The 21,782-nt window shown below is 73.0% G+C and carries 18 protein-coding genes; 11 read left to right on the top strand and 7 right to left on the bottom strand.

What is annotated here, in order from left to right; all coding sequences use genetic code 11:
• The first annotated feature begins 144 nt into the window (after nucleotides 1-144).
• From ACFVYR_RS04420 to ACFVYR_RS04400, 5 genes are all read left to right on the top strand, one after another.
• The gene (locus tag ACFVYR_RS04420; protein ID WP_384248374.1) at nucleotides 145-891 is read left to right on the top strand and encodes an SDR family oxidoreductase; all 747 of its coding nucleotides are present in this window, start codon (nucleotides 145-147) and stop codon (nucleotides 889-891) included.
• A gap of 190 nt (nucleotides 892-1,081) precedes the next feature.
• A complete protein-coding gene (locus ACFVYR_RS04415; protein WP_384248372.1) occupies nucleotides 1,082-2,065 on the top strand; it encodes an NAD-dependent epimerase/dehydratase family protein in 984 nt (327 codons plus the stop codon).
• Nucleotides 2,049-3,083 (top strand): glycosyltransferase family 9 protein, encoded by a 1,035-nt coding sequence (locus ACFVYR_RS04410; protein ID WP_384248371.1) that lies wholly within the window; start codon nucleotides 2,049-2,051, stop codon nucleotides 3,081-3,083. Before ACFVYR_RS04415 ends, ACFVYR_RS04410 begins: the two co-directional genes overlap by 17 nt.
• A complete protein-coding gene (locus ACFVYR_RS04405; RefSeq protein WP_384248369.1) occupies nucleotides 3,080-3,973 on the top strand; it encodes a glycosyltransferase family 2 protein in 894 nt (297 codons plus the stop codon). Before ACFVYR_RS04410 ends, ACFVYR_RS04405 begins: the two co-directional genes overlap by 4 nt.
• A 34-nt stretch (nucleotides 3,974-4,007) precedes the next feature.
• Nucleotides 4,008-4,964 (top strand): glycosyltransferase family 2 protein, encoded by a 957-nt coding sequence (locus tag ACFVYR_RS04400; RefSeq protein ID WP_389611252.1) that lies wholly within the window; start codon nucleotides 4,008-4,010, stop codon nucleotides 4,962-4,964.
• Nucleotides 4,965-4,983: 19 nt separating this feature from the next.
• Here the strand turns inward: ACFVYR_RS04400 and ACFVYR_RS04395 are convergent, their stop codons facing one another.
• Nucleotides 4,984-5,793 (bottom strand): SDR family oxidoreductase, encoded by an 810-nt coding sequence (locus ACFVYR_RS04395; RefSeq protein ID WP_384248365.1) that lies wholly within the window; start codon nucleotides 5,791-5,793, stop codon nucleotides 4,984-4,986.
• A 208-nt stretch (nucleotides 5,794-6,001) separates the two neighbouring features.
• Between ACFVYR_RS04395 and ACFVYR_RS04390 the strand changes: the two genes are divergently transcribed.
• Together ACFVYR_RS04390 and ACFVYR_RS04385 are read left to right on the top strand one after the other, a co-directional pair.
• Nucleotides 6,002-6,271, top strand: a complete 270-nt coding sequence (locus ACFVYR_RS04390; RefSeq protein WP_384248363.1) for a DUF6480 family protein — start codon at nucleotides 6,002-6,004, stop codon at nucleotides 6,269-6,271.
• A gap of 183 nt (nucleotides 6,272-6,454) precedes the next feature.
• Nucleotides 6,455-8,113, top strand: a complete 1,659-nt coding sequence (locus tag ACFVYR_RS04385) for a catalase (protein ID WP_384248361.1) — start codon at nucleotides 6,455-6,457, stop codon at nucleotides 8,111-8,113.
• 62 nt (nucleotides 8,114-8,175) lie between these two features.
• Here the strand turns inward: ACFVYR_RS04385 and ACFVYR_RS04380 are convergent, their stop codons facing one another.
• On the bottom strand, nucleotides 8,176-8,676 hold the full coding sequence (locus tag ACFVYR_RS04380) for a DUF1360 domain-containing protein (protein ID WP_384248359.1): 501 nt from the start codon (nucleotides 8,674-8,676) through the stop codon (nucleotides 8,176-8,178).
• Nucleotides 8,677-8,754: 78 nt separating this feature from the next.
• On the opposite strand from ACFVYR_RS04380, the gene ACFVYR_RS04375 reads away from it, so the two are divergent.
• Entirely contained in the window at nucleotides 8,755-9,144 is a 390-nt protein-coding gene (locus ACFVYR_RS04375; RefSeq protein WP_384248357.1) for a DUF3140 domain-containing protein, read from the top strand.
• A 9-nt stretch (nucleotides 9,145-9,153) separates the two neighbouring features.
• The gene (locus ACFVYR_RS04370; protein WP_384248355.1) at nucleotides 9,154-9,462 is read left to right on the top strand and encodes a hypothetical protein; all 309 of its coding nucleotides are present in this window, start codon (nucleotides 9,154-9,156) and stop codon (nucleotides 9,460-9,462) included.
• Nucleotides 9,463-9,499: 37 nt separating this feature from the next.
• Here ACFVYR_RS04370 and ACFVYR_RS04365 read toward each other — a convergent pair whose 3' ends face one another.
• A complete protein-coding gene (locus tag ACFVYR_RS04365; protein WP_384248353.1) occupies nucleotides 9,500-12,025 on the bottom strand; it encodes an ATP-dependent Clp protease ATP-binding subunit in 2,526 nt (841 codons plus the stop codon).
• Nucleotides 12,026-12,112: 87 nt separating this feature from the next.
• Nucleotides 12,113-12,601, bottom strand: a complete 489-nt coding sequence (locus tag ACFVYR_RS04360) for a DUF5709 domain-containing protein (RefSeq protein ID WP_384248351.1) — start codon at nucleotides 12,599-12,601, stop codon at nucleotides 12,113-12,115.
• A gap of 144 nt (nucleotides 12,602-12,745) precedes the next feature.
• Here ACFVYR_RS04360 and ACFVYR_RS04355 point away from each other — a divergent pair, with 144 nt between their 5' ends.
• Nucleotides 12,746-13,771 (top strand): DNA topoisomerase IB, encoded by a 1,026-nt coding sequence (locus ACFVYR_RS04355; RefSeq protein WP_384248349.1) that lies wholly within the window; start codon nucleotides 12,746-12,748, stop codon nucleotides 13,769-13,771.
• A gap of 26 nt (nucleotides 13,772-13,797) precedes the next feature.
• On the opposite strand, the gene ACFVYR_RS04350 is transcribed toward ACFVYR_RS04355, so the two are convergent.
• From ACFVYR_RS04350 to ACFVYR_RS04340, 3 genes are all read right to left on the bottom strand, one after another.
• Nucleotides 13,798-15,099 carry a phosphatase PAP2 family protein gene (locus ACFVYR_RS04350; protein ID WP_384248347.1) on the bottom strand — a complete coding sequence of 434 codons (1,302 nt, stop codon included), beginning with the start codon at nucleotides 15,097-15,099 and terminating at the stop codon, nucleotides 13,798-13,800.
• A 252-nt stretch (nucleotides 15,100-15,351) separates the two neighbouring features.
• On the bottom strand, nucleotides 15,352-16,875 hold the full coding sequence (locus ACFVYR_RS04345) for a glycosyl hydrolase family 18 protein (RefSeq protein ID WP_384248345.1): 1,524 nt from the start codon (nucleotides 16,873-16,875) through the stop codon (nucleotides 15,352-15,354).
• 319 nt (nucleotides 16,876-17,194) lie between these two features.
• Nucleotides 17,195-21,130: an ATP-binding protein gene (locus ACFVYR_RS04340; RefSeq protein ID WP_384248343.1), complete on the bottom strand. Its 3,936-nt coding sequence runs from the start codon at nucleotides 21,128-21,130 to the stop codon at nucleotides 17,195-17,197.
• A gap of 166 nt (nucleotides 21,131-21,296) precedes the next feature.
• On the opposite strand from ACFVYR_RS04340, the gene ACFVYR_RS04335 reads away from it, so the two are divergent.
• On the top strand, nucleotides 21,297-21,782 hold the full coding sequence (locus tag ACFVYR_RS04335) for a hypothetical protein (RefSeq protein WP_384248341.1): 486 nt from the start codon (nucleotides 21,297-21,299) through the stop codon (nucleotides 21,780-21,782).

Raw genomic sequence — 21,782 nt, 5'->3', positions numbered from 1 at the left:
GAGAACACAGCTGCCCGATGTCCGCGCGCCGAGCGCCCCGAGGCCGGTCCGAGGTGCCGGACGGCGCACCAGCCGTCACAGTGGGAAGCGGGGCGGTCGCGGAGCGCGCCGCCCCGGCAACCGGCACGACGGGAAGGCACGGGCATGGGCGGCGCGGCACAGGTCGACCTCCACGGCAAGCGGGCACTGGTGACCGGCGCGGCCCGGGGCCTCGGTGCCTCGATCGCGCGGGCGCTCGCGGGGGCCGGTGCGACGGTCCTCGTCGCCGACATCCGCAAGGACCTGGCGGGGGAGCTCTGCGACGGGCTCACCGGCGAGGGCCACGACGCCAGGTTCGTGGAGATGGACGTGCGGGACGCCGAGGGGGTCGCCGCCGTCTTCCGGGACCTGGAGGCGGCGGATCAGCCGCTCGACATCCTGGTCAACAACGCCGCCGTCGACGTCTCCAAGCCGATCGAGCACCTGAGCGCCGACGAGGTGACGCGGGTCGTCGAGACCAACCTCCTCGGGCCGATGTACCTGTGCCTGGAGACGTACCGGCGCATGATCGCCCGTGGCGGCGGCCACATCGTGAACATCCTGTCCACCGCCGCGAACCGGACCTGGACCGAGGCGGGCCCGTACGCGGCGGGCAAGTCGGGTCTGCGCGCGTTCACCCACACGCTGTTCAAGGAGGCCCAGCGCGACTGCGTGGGGATCGGCGTCACGGGGATCATCGCCGGCGGCATGGAGACCCCGTTCATCATGGAACGCTTCCCGGACGCCGACGTGGCCATGCTCCAGAGCCCGGACATCGTGGCGGACACGGTCCTGTACGCGCTCTCCGTCCCGGCCGGCAGCGTGGTGGGCGAGCTGGTCGTCGTGCCGCGCAGGGAGCCGTCCTGGCCGTGACGGGTCCGGGGACGGATACGGCCGGGACGGATACGGCTGAGACGGATACGGCCGGGACGAATGCGACCGGGACGGATACGGCCGGGACGGCTGGGCACCAGACGCATCGGTGTTCCGCGGGGCCCCGGCCGACCGGAGCCCTCCTCGCAGACAGTGATCATCCCGTGACGGCGGAAGGAAGGTTGCGCCCATGACGCCCACCATGTTCTCCATGGCGCCGCAGCCGCCTCCTCCGTGGAAGAAGGTCCTGGTCACCGCGGGCGCGAGCTTTCTCGGCTCGCACCTGTGCGAGCACCTGCTCGACGCCGGGGTGGACGTCGACTGCGTGGACGACCTGCCGACAGGCTCGTCCCGCAACGTCGCACACCTGACGGACCGCCCCGGATTCCGCTTCCTGTCCCCGGACCTGACAGGCGCGGACCTCACCGAAGCCCTCCCCGGCCCCTACGACCTCGTACTGCACTCCGCCTGCCCCGCCGCGGACGCCCTCGCGCACCCTCTGGAGACACTCGACGCCGCGAGCCTCGGCACCCGCAACGCCCTCGCCGTCGCCGAACGGGACGGCGCGCGGTTCCTGCTCGCCTCCACCTGCGTCCTGCACGGCGACCCGCCCGGTGACTCCCAGCGCTTCGCCGAGGCGCTGACCACCGCGTTCGTGAGCGCCACCGAGGCCGACGCGGGTATCGTGCGCGTCTTCCCGGTCTACGGCCCGCGCATGGGGCCCGCCGACGGCCGGATGATCCCCGCGCTCATCCGGCAGGCCCTGAGCGGCGGACCGGTGACCGTGCCCGGCGACGGCAGTGGCAGGCCCTCGCTCTGCTACGTCGACGACACGGTCGACGGTGTCCTCCTGGTGGCCGCGAGCCGCTCGGTGCGGCCGGTCGACATCGGCGGCGACCCCGGGCCGACCGTGGCGGAGATCGCCCGCCGGGTCCTCGACCTGACCGGCTCCGACGCCCGCCTGGAGTACACCGGGACGTCCGCCGGGAACACCGAGAACCCCGAGCCGCCCGCCCCCGCGACCGGTTTCGCCCACGAACTCTTCGGCTGGACGCCCAAGGTCCCTCTGGAGGAGGGGCTCAGGCGCACCGTCGCCGACTTCGTCGGGCGGGAGAGCGACAGCAGGAGCGCGCCGGGCGCCGAGGGAGGCGTACGCCATGCGTGTTCCTGGTGAGCCCGTGCGGGGCGGCGCCCTCGCGGCCTCCGTGGGCAAGGCGCTCGTCGTCTGCCTGGACGGCATGAGCGGGGTGCTCCTGTCGGGCCCCGCCGTCCGCGCGGTCGCCGCAGGCGCCGACCACGTGACGATGCTGTGCGGGCCGCGCGGCGCGCCCGCCGCCGAGCTGCTGCCCCACGTCGACGAGGTCGTCGTCTGGGAGGCGCCCTGGGCGGGGACCCGCCCGCCGACGGTGGAGGAGGCGGACGTCGAGGGTTTGGTGCGGCGCGTGCGGGAGGCGGCGTACGACGTCGCCCTCATCGTCACCCCCTTCGCGCAGAGCCCGCTGCCCACCGCGCTCCTGCTGCGGATGGCGCACGTCCCCCGCATCGGCGCCGACACCGCCGACCACGCGGGCAGCCTCATCGACGTACCCCACCTGCGGCTGCCCGGCAGGCACGACGCCGAGGCCGCGCTGGACACGGCCGCGGCCCTGGGCTTCCTGCCGGGGACCGGCGACGACGGACGGCTCCGCGTGCTCCCGGCCCCCGACACCACCGGCCTCACCGGCAACGGCCCCTACGTCGTGCTGCACCCGGGCGCCGGGGCCGCGGCCCGCGCCTGGGACGCCGAGCACGCGGCCGAGGCGGTCACCCTGCTCGCCGACGCGGGACACCGCGTGATCGTCACCGGCGGCCCCACCGAGTCCGCCCTGACCCGGCGGGTCGGCGGCGACACGGCCGTCGACCTCGGCGACCGCACGGACCTGCGGACCCTGGCGGGCATCCTGCGTGCGGCGGACGTCGTCGTCGCGGGCGACACGGGACCGGCCCAGCTGGCCGCCGCGACGGGCACCCCGGTCGTCTCCGTCGGCTCCCCGTCCGTGCCCGCGGAGCGCCGCAGCCCCTACGGCGTGCCCGCCGTCCTCCTCGGCGGCCAGGACGATACCGGCGCGGACACCGGGCGGCCGGGACCGACCGATGCGCTGCCCGAGGACGTGGTGCGCGCGGTGCGGAAACTTCTGAAGGAGAGCACGTGAACGCGGGAGAGCACGTGGCCGCGGGCTCCCCGCGCACCACCGTGGCGGTGATCACCCGGAACCGCCGCGAGAGCGTGCTCCGCACCCTGGACCGGCTCGCCGCACTGCCCGAACGGCCGCCCGTCATCGTCGTGGACAACGGCTCCACCGACGCGACCGCCGACGCGGTGCGCGCCCACGCCGTCGGTGCCCGGGTCGTCGCCCCGGGACGCAACACCGGAGCACTCGGCCGCAACCTCGCGGTGCGGCACGCCACCACGCCGTACGTGGCCTTCAGCGACGACGACTCCTGGTGGGCCCCCGGCGCCCTCGACACCGCCGCCGACCTCCTCGACGCCCACCCGCGCCTCGGCCTCATCGCCGCCCGCACCCTGGTCGGCCCCGGGGCCCGCGAGGACCCGCTCAACCGCGTACTCGCCGACTCGCCCCTGCCACCCGCCGCCGACCTGCCGGGCCGCCCCGTCCTGGGCTTCCTCGCCTGCGCGGCCGTCACCCGGCGCCGGGCCTTCCTGGACGCGGGCGGCTACCACCGGGTGCTGTTCTTCGGCGGCGAGGAGACCCTGCTCGCCTACGATCTGGCGGCGCGCGGCTGGGGCGTGACGTACGAGCCCTCCGTGACGGCGCATCACCACCCGGACCCCCGCACACGGCCCGGCCGTTGCGCGGTGCAACGGCGCAACGCCCTGCTCACCGCCTGGCTCCGGCGCCCCGTCACCGTGGCCCTGCGGGGTACCGCGCACCTCGCCGCGGCGGCGGCCCGCGGTGAACGGGACGCGGGGAAGGCCCTCGGCGGCGTGCTCGCCCGGCTGCCCGCCGCGCTCAGGGCCAGGGAGCCGCTGCCCGCCCGGATCGAGAGCGCGGCCCGCCTCCTCGACCGGACCTCTTCGTAACCGCCACCCCCAACCACCTACAGGAACAGCGCAGATGACGGACCGCACCACCCCCATACCCGCCCCGCACACGACGGGCGACGAACACGCCTCCGGGCCCGACCCCCGTACCACCGTCGTCGTGATCACCAAGGACCGCCGCGACGAACTCCTGCGCACCTTGCGGACGTTGCGCGAACTGCCCGAGCGGCCTCATGTGATCGTCACCGACAACGACTCGAGCGACGGTACGGCCGAGGCGGTCCAGCGGCTCTTCCCCGAGGTGCAACTCCTCTGCCCGGGCCGCAACTTGGGGGCCGTGGGGCGCAACCACGCCGTCCGCCACGTCCGTACGCCCCACGTGGCGTTCTGCGACGACGACACCTGGTGGGAGCCGGGCTCCCTGCGGCGCGCCGCGGACCTCCTGGACGCGCACCCGCCGCTCGCGGCCGTGACCGCCCGCATCGTCGTCGAGCCGTCCGGGGAGGAGGACCCGGTGGTCGCCGAGTTGCGCGACTCGCCGCTCTCCGGCCCCGACTGGCTGCCCGGCCCCGCCCTCGGCTCGTTCCTGGCCGCCGCCACGGTGATCCGCGCCGACGCCTTCCGGGAGGCGGGCGGCTTCCATCCGGGGCTGTGGCTCGGTGGCGAGGAGGAGCTCCTCGCCACCGACCTGCTGACGCGCGGGCACTGGCTGGCCTACGTGCCGGAGCTGACCATCCACCACGCGGCCTCCAAGCTCCGTGACAGCACCGACCGGCGCGTCCTCGGGCTGCGCAACACCCTGTGGTTCACCTGGCTGCGCCGCCCCTGGCCCTCGGCGCTGCGCCGCACCCGGCAGCTGCTGCGCACCGTGCCGCGCGACCGGGCGTCCCTGCGCGCCGTCGGCCACGCGGTGGCGGGGCTGCCCTGGGTGCTCCGGCAGCGCTCCCCGGTCCCCGCCCCGATCGAGGCGCGCCTCGTCGCTCTGGAGGAGGCGCGCCGGCACTCCACGGCCCGCCGCTACGTCGGCTGAGCGGGGCCCCGACGGCGGGTCAGGGCCGCCGCCACTCGTCGCTGCGCAGGTGGGAACCGGCCTGCGGCCCCATCCGCACCATGCCGCCGTCCGCGACCCACGACGCGCCGGTCACGTAGGAGGCGTCGGGCCCGGCGAGGAAGGCGATGACGGCGGCGATCTCCCGGGCGTCACCGGGACGGCCGAGCGGGATGCCGGGGCGTCGCGCCTCGTGCACGTCGGTGTCCTCCTGCCCGGTCATGGGGGTGGCGATCTCGCCCGGCGCGACGGCGTTGACGGTGATGCCGTGCTCGGCGAGTTCCAGGGCCATCACCTGCGTGAGCAGCCCGAGTCCGCCCTTGGCGGCGCAGTAGGGGGCGGCGCCGACGCGCGGCTGATGCTCGTGCACGGAGGTCACGTTGACGATGCGGCCGCCGTCGCCCTGCTCGATCATGCGGCGCGCGGCGCGCTGGCCGCACAGGAACGGGCCGACGAGGTCGACGTCGAGGACCCGTACGACGTCCTCGTGCCGCAGATCGAGGAACGGGGTCGCGGTGCCCGTACCCGCGTTGTTGACGAGGACGTCGATCCGGCCGAGCCGTTCGGCGAGCTCGTCGACCACCTGCGCCGCATCGGGGAGCCGGGTCAGGTCCATTTGGGCGACGGCCGCGCGCCGGCCGTGCCGTTCCACCTCCTCGGCCGTCCGCTCGGCGCCCTCCCGGTCGCTGTGCCAGGTGATCCCGACGTCCATCCCGGCCTCGGCGAGCCGGACGGCCGTGGCCCGGCCGATACCGGAGTCGGCGCCGGTGACGACGGCCGCTCCGGCGGCGGAAGCGGTGCGGTCGGTCATGAAACCTCCTTGGGTGTCGCGCCCGGTCCTGTCGGGCACCGGGGCGGCGTACGGCGGGTCCACCGGGCCCCTCGCCCGGCGTCCTGTGTCCAGATTCGGCCACGTACGTCCCCGGGTCTCCCGGAGCGCGCGCCGCAACCGCCCCGCGCGCACCGGTTCGGTCGCGGTGGAGAGGTGCGCGCGCACCGTGCGTGCGAACTTGGATCACATGACTCCTCCCCGACACCCGGACCCCACCCCGGACCCCGAACCGATGGACCCGGACCCCGAGCCCGGGAACGCCACAGGACTGGAACCCGGCGGGGGCGTGCCGCCGGGGGAGACGCCGCCCGCCGAGAGCAGCATGCCGGGAGCGGGACCCGAGGAGACGCACAATCCGCCGAAGGGCTGGGCGAAGGGGCCGCTGGGTCTGATCATCGGCATCGCGGTGCTGGTCGCGGCGTTCTTCCTCGTCTACGCGCTCGTCCTGCTGCGGTGAGCCGACGCGCGGTGACACCACGTGGGCGACGCGCGGTGACACCACGTGGGCGACGCGCCGTGACGCCACGCGGACGACGCGCCCACCGGGCGGGCCCGCTCCACCCCTCGTCCGACCGAAACCTCGCATAGCGTTGTGAACCCGAGCAAAACGAACAGATTCGGGCCGAAGGAGTCGACGAACGTGACGGATGTATCGAGCAAGGGCCCCGCCCCGGACGACGGCCGGGAGACGCTCACCAACCGGCAGGGCCACCCGGTCTACGACAACCAGAACCAGCGCACCGTCGGCGCCCGCGGCCCCGCGACGCTGGAGAACTACCAGTTCCTCGAGAAGATCAGCCACTTCGACCGCGAGCGCATCCCCGAGCGCGTCGTCCACGCGCGCGGCGTGACCGCCTACGGCTACTTCGAGGCGTACGGCACCTTCGGCGACGAGCCCATCGCCCGCTTCACCCGCGCCAAGCTCTTCCAGGAGCGCGGCAAGCGCACCGACGTCGCCGTGCGCTTCTCGACCGTCATCGGCGGCCGCGACTCCTCCGAAGCCGCCCGCGACCCGCGCGGCTTCGCGGTCAAGTTCTACACCGAGGACGGCAACTGGGACCTCGTCGGCAACAACCTTGGCGTCTTCTTCATCCGGGACGCGATCAAGTTCCCCGACGTCATCCACGCCCTCAAGCCGGACCCGGTCACCCACGAGCAGCAGCCGCGCCGGATCTTCGACTTCATGTCGCAGACGCCCGAGTCCATGCACATGCTGGTCAACCTGTTCAGCCCGCGCGGCATTCCGGCCGACTACCGCCATATGCAGGGCTTCGGCGTCAACACGTACAAGTGGGTCGACGAGCAGGGCAACTCGCTGCTGGTGAAGTACCACTGGATGCCCAAGCAGGGCGTCCGCAGCATGACCGAGGAGGACGCGGCCAACGTACAGGCCGGTGAACTCGGCCACGCCACCAAGGACCTCTACGAGGCCGTCGCGCGCGGCGACCACCCGGAGTGGGAACTGCTCGTCCAGGTCATGGACGACCACGACCACCCCGAGCTGGACTTCGACCCGCTCGACGACACCAAGACCTGGCCCGAGCAGGACTTCCCGCCGAAGGCGGTCGGCCGGATGGTGCTCGACCGGATGCCGGAGAACTACTTCGCGGAGAACGAGCAGATCTCCTTCGGCACCGGCGTCCTGGTGGACGGCCTCGACTTCTCCGACGACAAGATGCTGGTCGGCCGCACCTTCTCCTACAGCGACACCCAGCGCTACCGCGTCGGCCCCAACTACCTGCAACTCCCCGTCAACCAGGCCAAGAACGCCGCCGTACGGACGAACCAGCGTGACGGCCTGATGACGTACCACGTCGACGGCGGCGGCGAGAACCCCATCGTCAACTACGAGCCGTCCATCACCGGCGGCCTGCGCGAGGCGCGGTACCCGACCCACGACGAGGTGGGCCCGGAGATCCACGGCAGGCTGACCCGCAAGCGCATCCCGCGCACCAACGACTACCTCCAGGCGGGCCAGCGCTACCTCCTGATGGAGCAGTGGGAGCGCGACGATCTCGTGGACAATCTCACCGGCATGCTGTCCCAGTGCGACCGGGCGGTCCAGGAGCGGATGGTCTGGCACTTCCTCCTCGTCGAGAACGATCTCGGCCTGAAGATCGGCGAAGGCCTCGGCATCGCCGCGCGGGACGTCGCGCACCTGAAGCCGCTGGCGGGCCAGGAGCTGACCGAGGAGGACCGCAAGCGCCTCGCCAACCTGGGGGAGAACCCGCCGCGCGACGTCAGCGGCCTGACGATGACGCACTGCGTTCTCGACGAGCGGCACGTCGTCACCCGCTGAGCGCCCCGCCCGCCCGCGGCCGGCCGTACGACGAGGCCGGCCGCGGGTTCACGGACAGGCTCTCAGCCCTCCGCGTTCTCCTGCGTCCACGCCCAGGCGTACTGCAGCCAGTCGGCGAGGGTCATCGCGGTGAGGCCGGTGGTGACGAGGCGGGCGCCGCGGGGGGCGAGGACATAGGCGCCGAGGAGGCCCGAGGCCGTCCAGGCGGAGACGCAGAACGGGCACGACACCAGATCGCCCACCGCCAGCCTGACGCCGCTGCCGCGCGGCTCGTCCATCACCTCGCCCGCCGTCGTGTCCTCGCTCCTGCGGGTGAAGGGCGCCCGGAGGAAACTGGTGATCTTGTCCTTGGTGAGCAGCCGCGCCGTTTTGTACGTCGCCACGCCGAGCAGCGCCACATCCCACGGCGGCACCCGCTCCGGCAGGACGACACCGCGCCGGCGCGCCACGACCAGGAACGCCCCGGCCGCCGCCGCGAACGTGGCCGCCACGGCGGCGTACCCCCCGAGGGGCACGGCCCCCCGCTCGTCGTACTTCTGCCCCATGGGCTCTTCGGTGGTCATGCCGCCTCCAGCGGGCAGTAGTGGACGGAACGGACGCGACAGCGTGACAAACCCTGTGCACGGAAGGAATCAGTGATCATGACGGACATGCCCGGAACCGCACCCGAGGGACCGCAGGACGGACTGTGGGACGAGTTCCACGCGGTGGTCAACATGACCTCGCGCGAACTCGGCGACTGGCTCAAGACCCGCTTCGCGGGCGAGGAGACCGAGGAGGTCCCGGACCGGGCGGGCACCCCGAACGGCCGCCGCGTCCTGGAGATCCTCGGCAAGCGCCGCGTCGACCTGACCCCCGACGACCTGCGCGTCATGCGCAAGGTCGTCGACACCGTCACCGCCGAGCGGGGTGCCGACATGGAGCCCACGGCGGGCGAGGCGCACTGGCGCCACCGGCTGATGACCCTCGGCCACGACCCGCTGAGGCCGCTCTCCTCCGACGACGGCGCCGACCGCGCCCGGCACCGGTGACGCGCCGCCGTGGCGGCGCGCACGCGATACGCGGTGGCGGCCTCCGGGCAGTGGACCGACGAGGAGGAGGGACGGCGGCGACTGCCCGCCGGTGAGGCGCACGCCTGGGAGCCGGGCCGCAACGAGAGCGTCTGCGGGCTCTCCCTCAGCAAGTCCCTGCTCACCCGCTTCCCGCACGTGCCGTGGACGGACGTCATCCCCGAGTCGGGCGGCGCCGCGGACCGCGTCCAGCGGCTCTGCCCGCGGTGCGCCTCCGTCGCAGGACGCAGGGGGGCCGACGCCCGGCCGCCCTGGCGGCGCACCAACCCCCGCCCGTGACCGCCGGCCCGGTCCGGCCCAGTGGTCGGCCGGGCCGTCATCGCGCCGGGTCCTGCGCCGCGGGCCGGATGCTCAGGCCGTCGTCCTCGACCTCCACCAGGACCCGGCCGCCCGCGCCGAGCCGGCCGTCCAGGAGCAGCCGCGAGAGCCGGTTGTCCACCTCGCGCTGGATCGTGCGGCGCAGCGGACGCGCGCCGTACTCCGGCTGGTGCCCCCGCCGGGCCAGCCAGTCCACCGCCTCCGTAGTGAACTCGATGGTGATGTCCTGGGCGTGCAGCCGGCGCCGGGTCTCCTGCAGGAGCAGCTCGGTGACCTGGCGCAGCTGTTCGTCCGTCAGCCGCCGGAAGATGACGACCTCGTCGATGCGGTTGAGGAACTCGGGCCTGAAGTGTTCGCGCAGCGGCCGCAGCACCTGCTCGCGCCGCGCCTCCTCGTCGGCCTCGGACCCGTCGGCCCGGAAACCGAGGGTCGCGCCGCGCCCCGTGAGCGCCTCGGAACCGAGGTTGCTGGTCATCACGATGACGGTGTTGGTGAAGTTCACCGTGCGTCCCTGGGCGTCGGTGAGCCGCCCGTCGTCGAGGACCTGGAGCAGGGTGTTGAAGACGTCGGGGTGCGCCTTCTCCACCTCGTCGAGCAGCAGCAGCGAGTACGGGTGCCGCCGGACGGCCTCCGTGAGCTGGCCCGCCTCCTCGTGACCCACGTATCCGGGCGGCGCCCCGACGAGCCTGCTGACGGTGTGCCGCTCCTGGAACTCGCTCATGTCGAGGCGGACCATCCGCTCCTCGCTGCCGAACAGCGCCTCGGCCAGCGCCCTCGCCAGCTCCGTCTTGCCCACCCCGGTGGGGCCGAGGAAGAGGAAACTGCCGATGGGCCGGTCGGGGCTGGACAGACCGGAGCGGGAGCGCAGGACCGCCTCGGCCACGGCGCCGACGGCCTCCTCCTGCCCGACGACCCGCTGGTGCAGATGGTCCTCCAGGCCGAGCAGGCGCTCCCGCTCCTCCTGCGTGAGCGTGCTGACCGGGATGCCGGTCTGCCGGGACACCACCTCGGCGATGTCCTCCGCGCTCACCTCGACGATCTGCCCGTCACCGGGCTCACGGCCGCGCCCGGCACCGATCTTGCGGGCCAGGTCGTTGACGCGGTCGCGCAGTTCGGTGGCGCGCTCGTACTGCTCGGCCGCCACCGCCTGGTCCTTGTCCCGGGCGAGCTGCTCCATCTCGCGTTCGAGGGCGCGTACGTCGGTGCCCTTGGTGCTGGCCCGCAGCCGCACCCTCGCGCCCGCCTGGTCCATCAGGTCGATGGCCTTGTCGGGCAGGAAACGCTCGGTGAGATAGCGGTCGGACAGCTCCACGGCGGCGAGCAGCGCCTCGTCGGCGTAGCGCACCTGGTGGTGCGCCTCGTAGCGGTCGCGCAGGCCGCGCAGGATCTCCACCGCGTCCGCGGCCGAGGGCTCGGCCACCAGGATCGGCTGGAAGCGGCGGGCGAGCGCGGCGTCCTTCTCGATGTGCCGCCGGTACTCCTCGAGGGTCGTCGCGCCGATGACGTGCAGTTCGCCCCTGGCCAGCGCGGGCTTGAGCATGTTGCCCGCGTCCATCGAGCCGCCCTCCGCGCCACCGCCGCCCGCCCCGACCACGGTGTGCAGCTCGTCGATGAAGACGATCACCTCGTCGGAGTGGGCGCGCACCTCGTCGATGATGCCGTTCAGCCGCTCCTCGAAGTCGCCGCGGTAGCGGGTGCCCGCCACCACCCCCGACAGGTCGAGCGAGATGACCCGGCGGCCCGCGAGGGTTTCCGGCACGTCGCCGTCGGCGATCCGCTGGGCGAGGCCCTCCACCACGGCGGTCTTGCCGACGCCCGCGTCACCGATGAGCACCGGATTGTTCTTGCCGCGCCGGGAGAGCACCTCGATGGTCTGCTCGATCTCCTCCTCCCGGCCGATGACCGGGTCCACCCGGCCCTCCGCGGCCCGCGCCGTCAGGTCCTGCCCGAACTGGTCGAGGGCGGGCGTCGCGCCGCCACCCCCGCTCCGCTGCTCGGGCGGGCCCGGCTGGCCGGGCGGCGGCTGCGGGGCGGGGCCGGGGTCGAAGCGGGCCGCGTTGAGGATGTGCCCCGCCGCGGAGTCCGGGTTGGCGGCCAGCGCCATGACGATGTGCTCGGGGCCGATGTACCCGGCGCCGACGGCCCGCGCCACCTCGTGCGCGTCGAGCAGCGCCCGCTTGACGGCCGGGGTGAGCGCGACCGCCTGCGTCGGCACCGCGCCCTCGGTCTCTGCCGAGTGCCGGTCGATCTCCTCGGCGATCTGCTCCGGGTCGGCCCCCGAGCGCGCGACCAGGGCGCGGGTCGGCTCGATGGTCAGCGCCGCCCGCAGCAGATGCTCCGTGTCGAGGTTGTTCTTGCCGTGCTCCGCCGCGTACGAGGCAGCGGCGGCCACCAGCTCCCGCGCCGGGCCGCTCATCAGGCGGCTGATGTCGATCTGCCGTCGGCCGCTGCCGAGGAACCGCGCGAAGAGCTCGCCGAAGGGGTCCTGCCCGAACCCCTCGGACCCGATGAAACCGCTGCTCATAGCCATCCGTTCCGGCACCCCGGCCCGCCGGGACACCCTCGTGCGTGGTCGTGTCGTGCCCGCCCCCGTGCCCCGTCGCCCGCCCCGTCAGTCCCGGCTGCCGGGCGCCGGTGGCAGGTCCTCGTCGGAGACGATGTGCATCGCGGCCTCCTCGGCCCCGGCCGCGCCCCCGTCGATCCCCTCGTCCGTGGCGACGACCTCCTTGGTGGTGTCCTCGTGGGCGCCCTCGTCCGGCGCCACGAGGCGCCCCGCGCGCCGCTCGCCCGACTCGGGGTCGATGGGCTCGCCCTCGCCGTCGGGCAGGTCGCCGACGCCGTCACCGACGGGCGGCTGCACGTCGGGGACCTCCTGCTCCAGGCGCTCGTCGAGCGATTCGCCCTCGTGCTGCTCGGCCGCCGTGGTGCCCGTCTTGGTGACGCCCAGGGGCTTCTCGGGCGGCGAGTAGCCCTCGTCGAGCATGTCGTCGTAGGTACGTTCGTCCACCGCGTCCTGGAGGTCCAGCGGGGAGGCGTCCTCCTGCTCCTCGTTGCTGCCGGTGGGCTGGTAGGCGTCGTCCGCCATGTTCTGGTCGCTCATGAACTACCTCGCGCTTCGTGGTTCTCGTGAGATCGCGCTTCGCTCTCCGATCGTCGCGCGTCGGTCCTCGAAGTGCCCGCGGCACACTCCGCCAAACGCGCGGTCCGGATGCCTGCCGCGGTGCTTTGGGGGCATTCCTGGGACATGCGTGAGAAGCGGCGACTGAGGACGAGCCACATCGAAGGCCCCGGAATCAGACGCGTCCGTTCGGGCAAGGGATTCCGCTATACGGATGCCTCGGGCCGCCCCGTCACCGACCCCGCGGAGAAGGAGCGCCTACGCCGACTCGTCATCCCGCCGGCCTGGCGCGACGTCTGGATCTGTCCCTGGCCCAACGGCCACCTGCAAGCCGTCGGCACCGACGCCGCGGGCAGACGCCAATACCTGTACCACCCGCAGTTCCGCGCGCAGCAGGAGCTGGCCAAGCACGACCACGTCCTGGAGGTCGCCGCCGTACTCCCCAAGGTGCGCGCGCAGGTGAGCGAGGACCTCGGCGGCCGGGGCCTCAGCCGCGAACGCGTCCTCGCCTGCGCCGTCCGCATGCTCGACCTCGGCTTCTTCCGCATCGGCAACGAGTCCTACCGCAGGGACAACGGCACCTACGGACTGACCACCCTGCTCAAGGAGCACGCGTCCTGCCGCTCCGGCGAGGTCTGCCTCACGTATCCGGCGAAGTACTCCAAGACGCAGACGCGCGCCCTCGTCGACCCGCCCGCCTGCCGGGTCCTGCGCGCCCTGCTGCGCCGCGACGGCGGCGGCCCCCGCCTGTTCGCGTACCGGCAGGGCCGCGTCTGGCACGAGCTGCACGCCGCCGAGCTCAACGAGTACCTGCGCGATCGCGCGGGTACGGACATCACCGCGAAGGACTTCCGCACCTGGCACGCCACCGTTCTCGCGGCGGTCGCCCTCGCGGTGTCGGTCCGGGTGGCGGACGAGTCCGAGGCCGCCCGCAAACGCGCCGTCACCCGGGCAGTCCGCGAGGTCAGCCAGTACCTCGGCAACACGCCCGCGGTGTGCCGGGCCTCGTACATCAACCCCCGGGTCATCGAGCTCTTCGACGAGGGCCGCACGATCGTCGGCGCCCTGGACGCACTGGGCGACGGCGCCGCGTTCGGCCATCCGGCGACGCAGGGGCCCATTGAGGAGGCGGTCCTGCGACTGCTCACGTGAGACGGCCGCAGGACCGCCTCGGGCTCTCAGATCAGTGCGGGCTGCGGTTCCGGCCGCACGGTGGGCGCGGCCTTCGGCTCCCACGGCCCGACGGTCCGCACGTAGCCGTAGATCACCGAGGCCATGAGGAGCAGCAGGAGGGGGCCGAACACCCACGGATGCCCGGCCATCCGCATCGGCAGGAACCGGTAGGACACCAGGAGCGCGGCGAAGACGATGGTGCCGTAGGCGACCAGGCGGATCCCCGACGGTTCCCAGCCGCGGTCGAACGTGCGCAGCGCCGCCTCCACGGTGAGCGCGAACACCACACCGGCGATGAGGTCCACGCCGTAGTGGTAGCCGAAGCCCAGCGTCGCGCCGAGCGTGGCGGCCAGCCAGAACGTCCCCGCGTACCGCAGCAGCCTCGGGCCCTTGCGCGAGTGGATGAAGATCGCGGTGGCCCACGCCGTGTGCAGGCTGGGCACGCAGTTGCGCGGGGTGATCCCGTCGTACGGCACCGGGTGCGGGGCGGTGAGCGCGGGCGGGGTGTGCGGCCACAGGTCGGCCACCGCCCACTGCACGCCGCCGGTTCCCGAGGTGCCGGGACCGTAGGCGAAGATCGGGCCGACCACTGGGAAGAGCATGTAGATGCCTGGTCCGACGACGCCGATGACCAGGAAGGTGCGCACCAGGTGGTGGCGGGGGAAGCGGCGCTCGCCGGACACGTTGCGCAACTGGTACAGGGCGACGACGATCGCGGCCACCGCGAGCTGGGCGTAGACCAGGTCGAGCAGATGGGTGCCGATCGGGTCGGTGGCCCGCAGGAGGCGGCCCGCCACCCACGACGGGTTGCCGAGCGCGTGGTCGGCGGTGGCCACGTACGGGTCGAGCACGCTCGGGCGGGTCTTGGCGGTGATCAGCAGCCAGGTGTCGCCCGCCTTGCGGCCCGCCACGAGGAGCAGGCCGAGGCCGACGCCCTTCAGGAGCAGGACGCGGTCCGCTCCGGTGCGGCGCGTGAGCGCGATGACCGCGCAGCCCAGCATCACCCACAGCGCGCCGTTGCCGAAGAGCCGATCATCGGGCGTATGGAGGCCCGCCGCCCACCGCACCAGGAGGAAGGCGACGTCGATCCCGATCGCCGCTCCCGCCGCGATGAACCGTTCACGCCACGTGAGTACCACCATCATCAGCGCGAGCCCCCCGTACAGCGGCCCCGGCTTCGGGGGGAGGATCACCTCGCTCACCTGGTTGGTGAGCGGCCCCGGCTGACCGCCGTAATGACGCGCGGCGATCTCAAGGCCGACGAGGAACGCGAGGGCCACCGCGCCGGCCGCGGTCCACAGGGCCACTCGTGTCCGGGGCCGCGAGGTATGGCTGGTTCCGCTGTCTGTTCGTGAGCACACCCGTGACGCTTTGGATATCAATTACTTAACCGTTTTGTTAGTCGTTACCGATGGGGGACGGGCCACCAGGGCACTTCCGAGGGCACTGGTCGAGAGCCGATCATCCCATTGGCGCAACGCGGCCGGCTCCGCTGGTCACGGGTGCACGGAGACCGCCGCCGGGCCGGGGCGGCCGAGAGCCCCGGCCCGGCGGACCGCTCAGCAGGCGCCGAGGTCCTGCCAGACGCCCCACTCCCCGGTGGTGCCGGGCTCCTCGCCCGTTGTCCACCACTTGGCCTTCCAGGTGTGGCCCTTGTGCGATACCTGCTGGCCCCCGGTGTACACCGTCGCCTTCGCCCAGGGCGCCGCCGTGCACTGGTTGCCGCTGCCGCCGGTGACGGTCAGGGAGTACGTCGCCGAGTGCGCGGCGGACGGGCTCGCGCCGTTGACCGTCAGCTTGTACGTGCCGTTCACAACCGCCGCGGTCGTGCCGATCGTGAGGGTCGAGGTCCCGCCGGCCGTCACCGAGGTGGGGCTGAGGGAGGCGGTGACACCGGCGGGTGCGCCGCTGACGGTGAGCTTGACGGTCTGGGCGCTGCCCGAGGCCACCGCGGTCTTCACCGTGGCGGTGGTGCTTTCGCCGGCCTTGACCGTCCCGGAGGCCGGGGCCGCCGACACCGAGAAGTCGTCGCTGGGTACGGTGCCGCCGCTGGTGAAGGGCGCGAAGATGTGGCTGAAGTCCCAGGTGTTCTGCTCGATGCCGGAGCAGTTGTCCGCGGCGGCGCCGCCGGGGCAGCTGCCGTTGTCGCGCTGGAGCGCCCAGAAGGAGATCATGTTGATCCCCTTGCCGACCGCCCAGTCGTACACGTCCCTGGCGTTGGCGAGCGTGAAGGTCTCGGCCGGGCCGAAGTCGTCGACGCCGGGCATCTCCGTGACGCCGATCATCGCCCAGAGCTGCGTCGGGCTCTTGCCCGGATAGAGCTTGGCGAGCTGGTCGTACAGACCTTGGGCGGCCGTCTTGGTGTCCTGCGCCATGTCGTGGGAGGCGTTGTCGTAGTAGTCGAACGTCATGAGGTTGGCGACGTCGACCCGCGCGCCGTTGGCCACGGCGTTCTTCAGCACGGCGAGACCGCTGGACGCGAGGCCGTGGGTCGTCGTCGGCAGGGTGTACGAGATCTCCAGCTTGCGGCCCTCGGCGGCGGCCCAGTCCTGGACCTTCTTGATCGCCTTGTTCCGCCGGTCGATGCCGGCCGCGTTGTCCAGGGAGTCGACCTCGATGTCCATGTCGAGCCGGGGGATGTCGTAGGTCGTGATGACCTTCTGGTAGACGGCGGCGATCTGGTCGACGTCCGTACAGCTGTCGGCGATCTCGGTTCCCGTGGTGTCCGCCGTGTAGCCGCCGAAGGACGGGATGACGTCACCGCCGCGCCCCTGGATCGTCTTGATGTCGGCGCCGAAGGACGCCGGGGCGACGGGCAGTGAGGTGTCGCCGTTCCAGTAGGCGGTACAGGAGCCCTTCGACGCGGTCTGGAGGAACGCCATCGTCAGGTGCTTGGCCCCGGACTGGGCGCTGAGCGCGGCGGGGCTCTCGCCGGTCCAGGACTCGAAGTAGGGGGCGAAGACATGGGCGGGGAGCGGGGTCGCGGCCTGGGCGGGGGCACCGGAGACCGCGGTGAGGCCCAGAGCGGCCACTGCGGTGGCCACCGCGGTGGCGGCGGCACGGAGGGAGCGCATACGTCTCATGGCCATCCAAGAGGAGAGGGGGCGTCAACTCAGGTGTGACGCACTGGGGTTGCTTACGGAATAGCCCTGTGGTCAGAGACATGTCAATGGTCTGAACCAAGTAAGGACTAGACCAATTGGGCGGCTGGCGGCGTGCCGGACGGTGGCCTGCGGGGGCGCATGGCGCGGGGGCGCTGGTCAGACGGGCGCTTCGGGCTCGCCCCTGTGCGCCGGGGTGGGAATGGGTGGTCGTACCACTTGCCGACGAATCCGGTGGTCCGGGCGGTGCGGGTGGTCGGGTGGCCGGGTGGCTGGGGTGGGCGCAGGTGTCCCGGTGCGTCTACTCGCCGCCGAGCGGCCGGGGGACCCGAACGGCGGCCTCCCGGAGCAGCCGGGCCAGATCAGGGACGCCGAGGCCGAGTTCCTGGAGCCAGCGGGCCACCTGGGCGACGGGCGCCTTCAAGGCCTCCGCCTTCTCCAGGAGGTCGTGCAGGTCGATCTCACAGTCGATGGTGAGGAACATGTCGCTGTCATCGATGATCCGCAGCAGGTCGAGGGCCCGCGCGTAGGACAGGCCCTGCGGAACGTCGGGGCAGGAGACCGCGACGCCGTAGCCGGTGAGCCGTTCCACCAGGATCGATGCCGAGTAGGGCGCCGGCAGATCGCGGGCCGCCGCCATCACGTGGGCGAACGGCATGGCGTCGGCGGTGGTGACGTTGGTCCATATGAGAGGGCGGTCCTCCATGTCGACACACAGCAACTGCCCGTCCAGAGCATCGAAACGGCGCGGCGGCCGCAGGGGAACGTCGAATCCGTAGGCGCGAAGCCGGTCGACCGCTCGCCGCAGCGGCCAGTCCTGATGTTTCGCCGCGGCGAAGACATGCGTATAGAGCACCGGCTCGTCCGGGAACAGCGGCCCGTACCTTTTGGCGACCAGAACGGCCGCGTCATCGGCGCTCGCGTCCTCGGGCCACACCGACGGAGGGACGAAGCCCAGCCCTTCGAGCCGGTGCTTGATCTCGTGCGGTGAACACCGCAGTACCCGCGCGGCGGCGAGCACGTGGCCGGGCGGCACCTCCTTCGAGCGGTCAAGCCAGGGCCACACGCTGTTCGCGTCGCGGCTGAGCAGGACGGCCACATCGGCGCCCGGCCGCTCCGGCAGCCCCGCGGCATCGACACGCAGCCCGCAAGCGGTGAGACGCGCGCAGACCCCGCTCACCGGGAGGCCGAGGCACAGGGCCGCCTTCGCGATGTGACCGGCCGGGACGGCCTCGTCGGGGTCCACCCAGCCGTAGGCGTCCGCCTTCTCCCCGAGATCGCGCCGCAGAACCGGGTCGTGCTGTGCCGCGGCAGCAAGCCCGACGTAGGCCTCCGGTACGCGGATGCCGCACTCGCGCCACTGGTCGGCGAGGGCCCTGACGTCCGGGGAGGGCCCGTGCGATTCCCGCATCAGCTCGTCGAAGGTGGCCGTTCGCCGGTCCGGCAGAGCGCCCAACTGCCGTGCCCTGCACACCAGATCGGGCAAGGCCTTCCCGGTGGCCTCGGACGTGTCGTGCAGATGGTTGACGATGAATTCGACGTCCGAGGACCAACCCCAGTACAAGTCGTCATCGTCGCCCGCCGCGGCGGTCAGCAAGTCCCTGTCCGAGGGCAGGGCGGGCAGTACGGACGTGACCTCGGCGAGATCCGGGCACGCCTCCTCCAGCTGGGCCAGCAGCGGGTTCGGGCGATGGGCCAGCAGACGCCACAGCAGCACGGCGTCGGGCGCGTGCCCATGGGGGCTCTTCCACGGGTCGGGCCTCCATCGGTCCTCGCCGCGCCGTTCGCCGAACAGCTCCGGCACGACCTTGGGGTCGGCCATGAAGCACCCGGCCCGTGCCACGTCGAGCGTCCGGTTCCCGAACGCCAAGTGCCGTCCGGCGTCGGCAGCGGCTGTCGTCAGGAGGTCGCCCAGCAGCATGCTCCGGTCGGCCACCCGGCAGAGCCACGCGTAATCGGGCAGCGGCCCGTCCTCGGCCACCAGCGCGGACGCGGCCTGTTCGAGTACGGCACCGAGCTGACCTGCCACGTCGTCCAGGAGGGTGCGCCGGTCGGCGGAGAGCTGCCGGGGCGAGCGGGCCCCGGTCAGGTTGACCACCGCGCCCGTCAGTCCGCAGGCGTCGCTCGACAGCACTCCGCGGCGGACCTCCGGCTGCACGACCAGGCCGTCCACCAGAATCCCGCCCCCGTGCTCGCACCAGATCAACTGCACCCCCTCGGGAGCCTGGCGCCACGGCACCAGCGCGCCGTGCGCGTCCATGCCGTACTGCTCGCGGGCGGGCGCCTTCCGGGTCTTGAGGCGGTGCTCCTCCCACCGGGCAAGCCGGGACCCGTGCACCGCCTCGGTCGGGAACTCGGCGATGCCCAGGACGCGTTCGAGGGCGTCGACGCACGACCAGGCCCTCTCGGCCTGTCGCCGCCGCAGGTACAGCCGGACCTGGGTGCCGGCCTCGTCCCCGCGGTCCCGCAGCCGGACGATGCGGAACAGATGCGCAGGACCGCAGATGCGGGCTTCCAGGAGTGGCCCGAGCCGGCCCTCGGAATCCATCCGGCACGTCCGTACGCGGATCTCGTCGGCGAGCATGAAGTAGCTGAGCACACCGATGCCGAACCTGCTGTTCGGGTGGAACTCGACCGGCGGCCGCACCTGTGCCCACCGCGCGCGTTCAGCCGTGAAGTGCCGCTCGCGGACGAACTGCGAGCCTCCCTCGCTGAAGACACCGCGGAGCTGCTGCTCACCCATGCCGACCCCGTTGTCACGGCACTCGACGTACTCGCGGCCCTCCGCGTCCGTGCCCTGCTCCATGGCGATGCGGCCCTCGTAGGCGCCGGACGCGCCGCCGGACGGTCCGGACCGCCCGGACCGGTCCAGGTACTGCGTGCGGGCCCGGCGGTGGCGGCAGGCGTCCAGGGCGTTCTGGTACAGCTCGCGCACGGCGAGCTCGGGCTCCTTGTAGAGCTGGATGCCCGTGAAGTGCTCACGCACCCGGCGCTCGTCGAAGCGGAAGGCCGCCCAGCCGCTGAAGACGTCCTCCGCCGGACGCACTCCGTCGGCGGAGAGGCGGGCGGGCAGCGGCGGCAGGGGCTGGTTGACGCGTTCATGGACGGTGTTGCGGACAGTCGCCAACAGGCCGTCGACGTGGGCCACATACCCGCGAAGACCCTCGACGACGGCTTCGTGCCCGCACCGCGCCACGAGCACCGGCAGCTCCGGTGAGCCGCCCCACCGAGAGGCGGCCAAGGTCTGCCGCACCTCCGCCGGGTCGACGGGAAACGGAATCCCGACGTGCTCCACCACGATGCTGGGCAGAGCGGTGATCTCGCGGCTCATGCCGTGCGCCAGCGCGAGGAGGAGGGCCAGGCGCTGGTCCCGGACGCGCTGCGGCCCGCCGCGCCGGGCCCGGACCACGTCGTCCACGGGGAGGGCGCCGAGGTGTTCGGGGTCGCAGACGCCGGGGCCGACGCGAAGGCCGTGCAGGAGCCGGGCCACGCGGTGGGGGTCGAGCACCTGGCCCAGGGCTTCCGCCGGCTCGCCGATGTCCCGCAGGAACCCGCCCACCACAGCGGGATCGGACATCTCCTCGCGCTCCGCGAGCCAGCGGTGGAACAGCCACCAGCCGATGGGCCCCTCGGCGTCGGGGTGCCGGCGGCCGCGCTCGGCCAGGAGGTCGTGGCTGTCGGCGAACGCTTCGAAGGCGGATCGCGCCGGGTTCGCTGCCGCTGTCCGCCCGAGCGGGTTCGGCCCGTGGTGGCTCGGCCGGAGGCGGTTCGGCTCGACGGCCGGGGCGAGCGTGGCCGTCAGACGCAGGCACTGCATCCGGTGGAGGAACGGGACGAGGACGAGCAGGGCCGCCTCCGCCGGATACAGGTCCAGCTCCCGTGCGGCATCGGGCTCGCCGAGCAGCCACTCCAGTGCCTCCACGAACCGCCGCACGGCGTCGTCGTCCTGCCAGGGATCGGCACCCGCGTCGTCTCGCGTGGCGTCCCGCGTCCGGTCCTGCACCGCGACGACATCCGCGACGTACTGCTGGAAGAGGCCCGCGTCACGGCGTCCCGAAACGTGGTGCCAGACGGTGGAGTTGACGGCCAGGTCGACCCAGGGGCCGGTCACCGGGGCGGGGGAGGGGGAGGGGGACAGGTCGTCGTCGGGCCGGGCGCCCTGGAAGACGACGGTGTGCGCTTGGACCAGGTGGCCCACCGTCGAGTCGCGTACCGAGTTCCACGTCTCACCCCGCACCGTTCGTCCCCTGCCCCCGGCTCGTCCGCCCTGGCTCCTGCGCCTTGGCTCGTGCCACTGCGACGGTGCGGTCAGTGTAGGAGCCTGCGGGCGCGCCGGTGCGCGTGATTCCATGGGACGTCAGATAGCGGAAGCGCTCCAACTGGGCGCCGATGAACGGCATTTGATGTTGAGTGATTCTCTGGCGGCCCTGGCCGCCGTGGGCGGCGGCGCCGTCGTGCAGGCGATCGGTACGGACGCGTGGACGACGCTCCGCGCGGGCGTGGCCCGGCTCTTCGGACGCGGCGAGACCGACTCGGGCACGCTGGCCCGCCTCGACCGGACCGCGGCCGACCTCGACGAGGTGGCGTCCGCCGAGTCCGGGGCGGTGCGGGCGGATCTCAGCCGCGCCTGGCGGACCAGGTTCGAGGACCTGCTCGATGCCCTCCCGGAACCGGAACGCCGGGCCGCCGAGCGGGAGTTGCGTGCACTGATCGACCTGATCCCACGCGCCGCGACGGCGAAGGACCCGGTCGACGGCCGCCGGTGGGCCGGTGCCGGACGGGACCTGACCATCCGCGCGGGAGACGGCTCGGTCGCCGCCTTCCAGGTGGGCACGGTGAACCTCGGCGGCCCGCCGGACCCTACGGCGCCGGGCCCGGCGAGGGGCTGA

The organism is Streptomyces sp. NPDC058284, from assembly GCF_042881135.1.
In the GTDB taxonomy this organism is placed as follows: Bacteria; Actinomycetota; Actinomycetes; order Streptomycetales; family Streptomycetaceae; genus Streptomyces.
Note: the sequence above shows the minus strand (reverse complement) of the source record. Positions and strands in the feature narration are given on the sequence as shown.

Coding starts and splice junctions, on each gene's coding strand:
- ACFVYR_RS04400 (WP_389611252.1), top strand. CDS start 4,008: ATGACGGACCGCACCACCCCCATACCCGCCCCGCACACGACGGGCGAC.
- ACFVYR_RS04355 (WP_384248349.1), top strand. CDS start 12,746: ATGCGTGAGAAGCGGCGACTGAGGACGAGCCACATCGAAGGCCCCGGA.
- ACFVYR_RS04410 (WP_384248371.1), top strand. CDS start 2,049: ATGCGTGTTCCTGGTGAGCCCGTGCGGGGCGGCGCCCTCGCGGCCTCC.
- ACFVYR_RS04415 (WP_384248372.1), top strand. CDS start 1,082: ATGACGCCCACCATGTTCTCCATGGCGCCGCAGCCGCCTCCTCCGTGG.
- ACFVYR_RS04380 (WP_384248359.1), bottom strand. CDS start 8,676: ATGACCACCGAAGAGCCCATGGGGCAGAAGTACGACGAGCGGGGGGCC.
- ACFVYR_RS04335 (WP_384248341.1), top strand. CDS start 21,297: ATGTTGAGTGATTCTCTGGCGGCCCTGGCCGCCGTGGGCGGCGGCGCC.
- ACFVYR_RS04360 (WP_384248351.1), bottom strand. CDS start 12,601: ATGAGCGACCAGAACATGGCGGACGACGCCTACCAGCCCACCGGCAGC.
- ACFVYR_RS04365 (WP_384248353.1), bottom strand. CDS start 12,025: ATGAGCAGCGGTTTCATCGGGTCCGAGGGGTTCGGGCAGGACCCCTTC.
- ACFVYR_RS04375 (WP_384248357.1), top strand. CDS start 8,755: ATGACGGACATGCCCGGAACCGCACCCGAGGGACCGCAGGACGGACTG.
- ACFVYR_RS04395 (WP_384248365.1), bottom strand. CDS start 5,793: ATGACCGACCGCACCGCTTCCGCCGCCGGAGCGGCCGTCGTCACCGGC.
- ACFVYR_RS04345 (WP_384248345.1), bottom strand. CDS start 16,875: ATGAGACGTATGCGCTCCCTCCGTGCCGCCGCCACCGCGGTGGCCACC.
- ACFVYR_RS04420 (WP_384248374.1), top strand. CDS start 145: ATGGGCGGCGCGGCACAGGTCGACCTCCACGGCAAGCGGGCACTGGTG.
- ACFVYR_RS04390 (WP_384248363.1), top strand. CDS start 6,002: ATGACTCCTCCCCGACACCCGGACCCCACCCCGGACCCCGAACCGATG.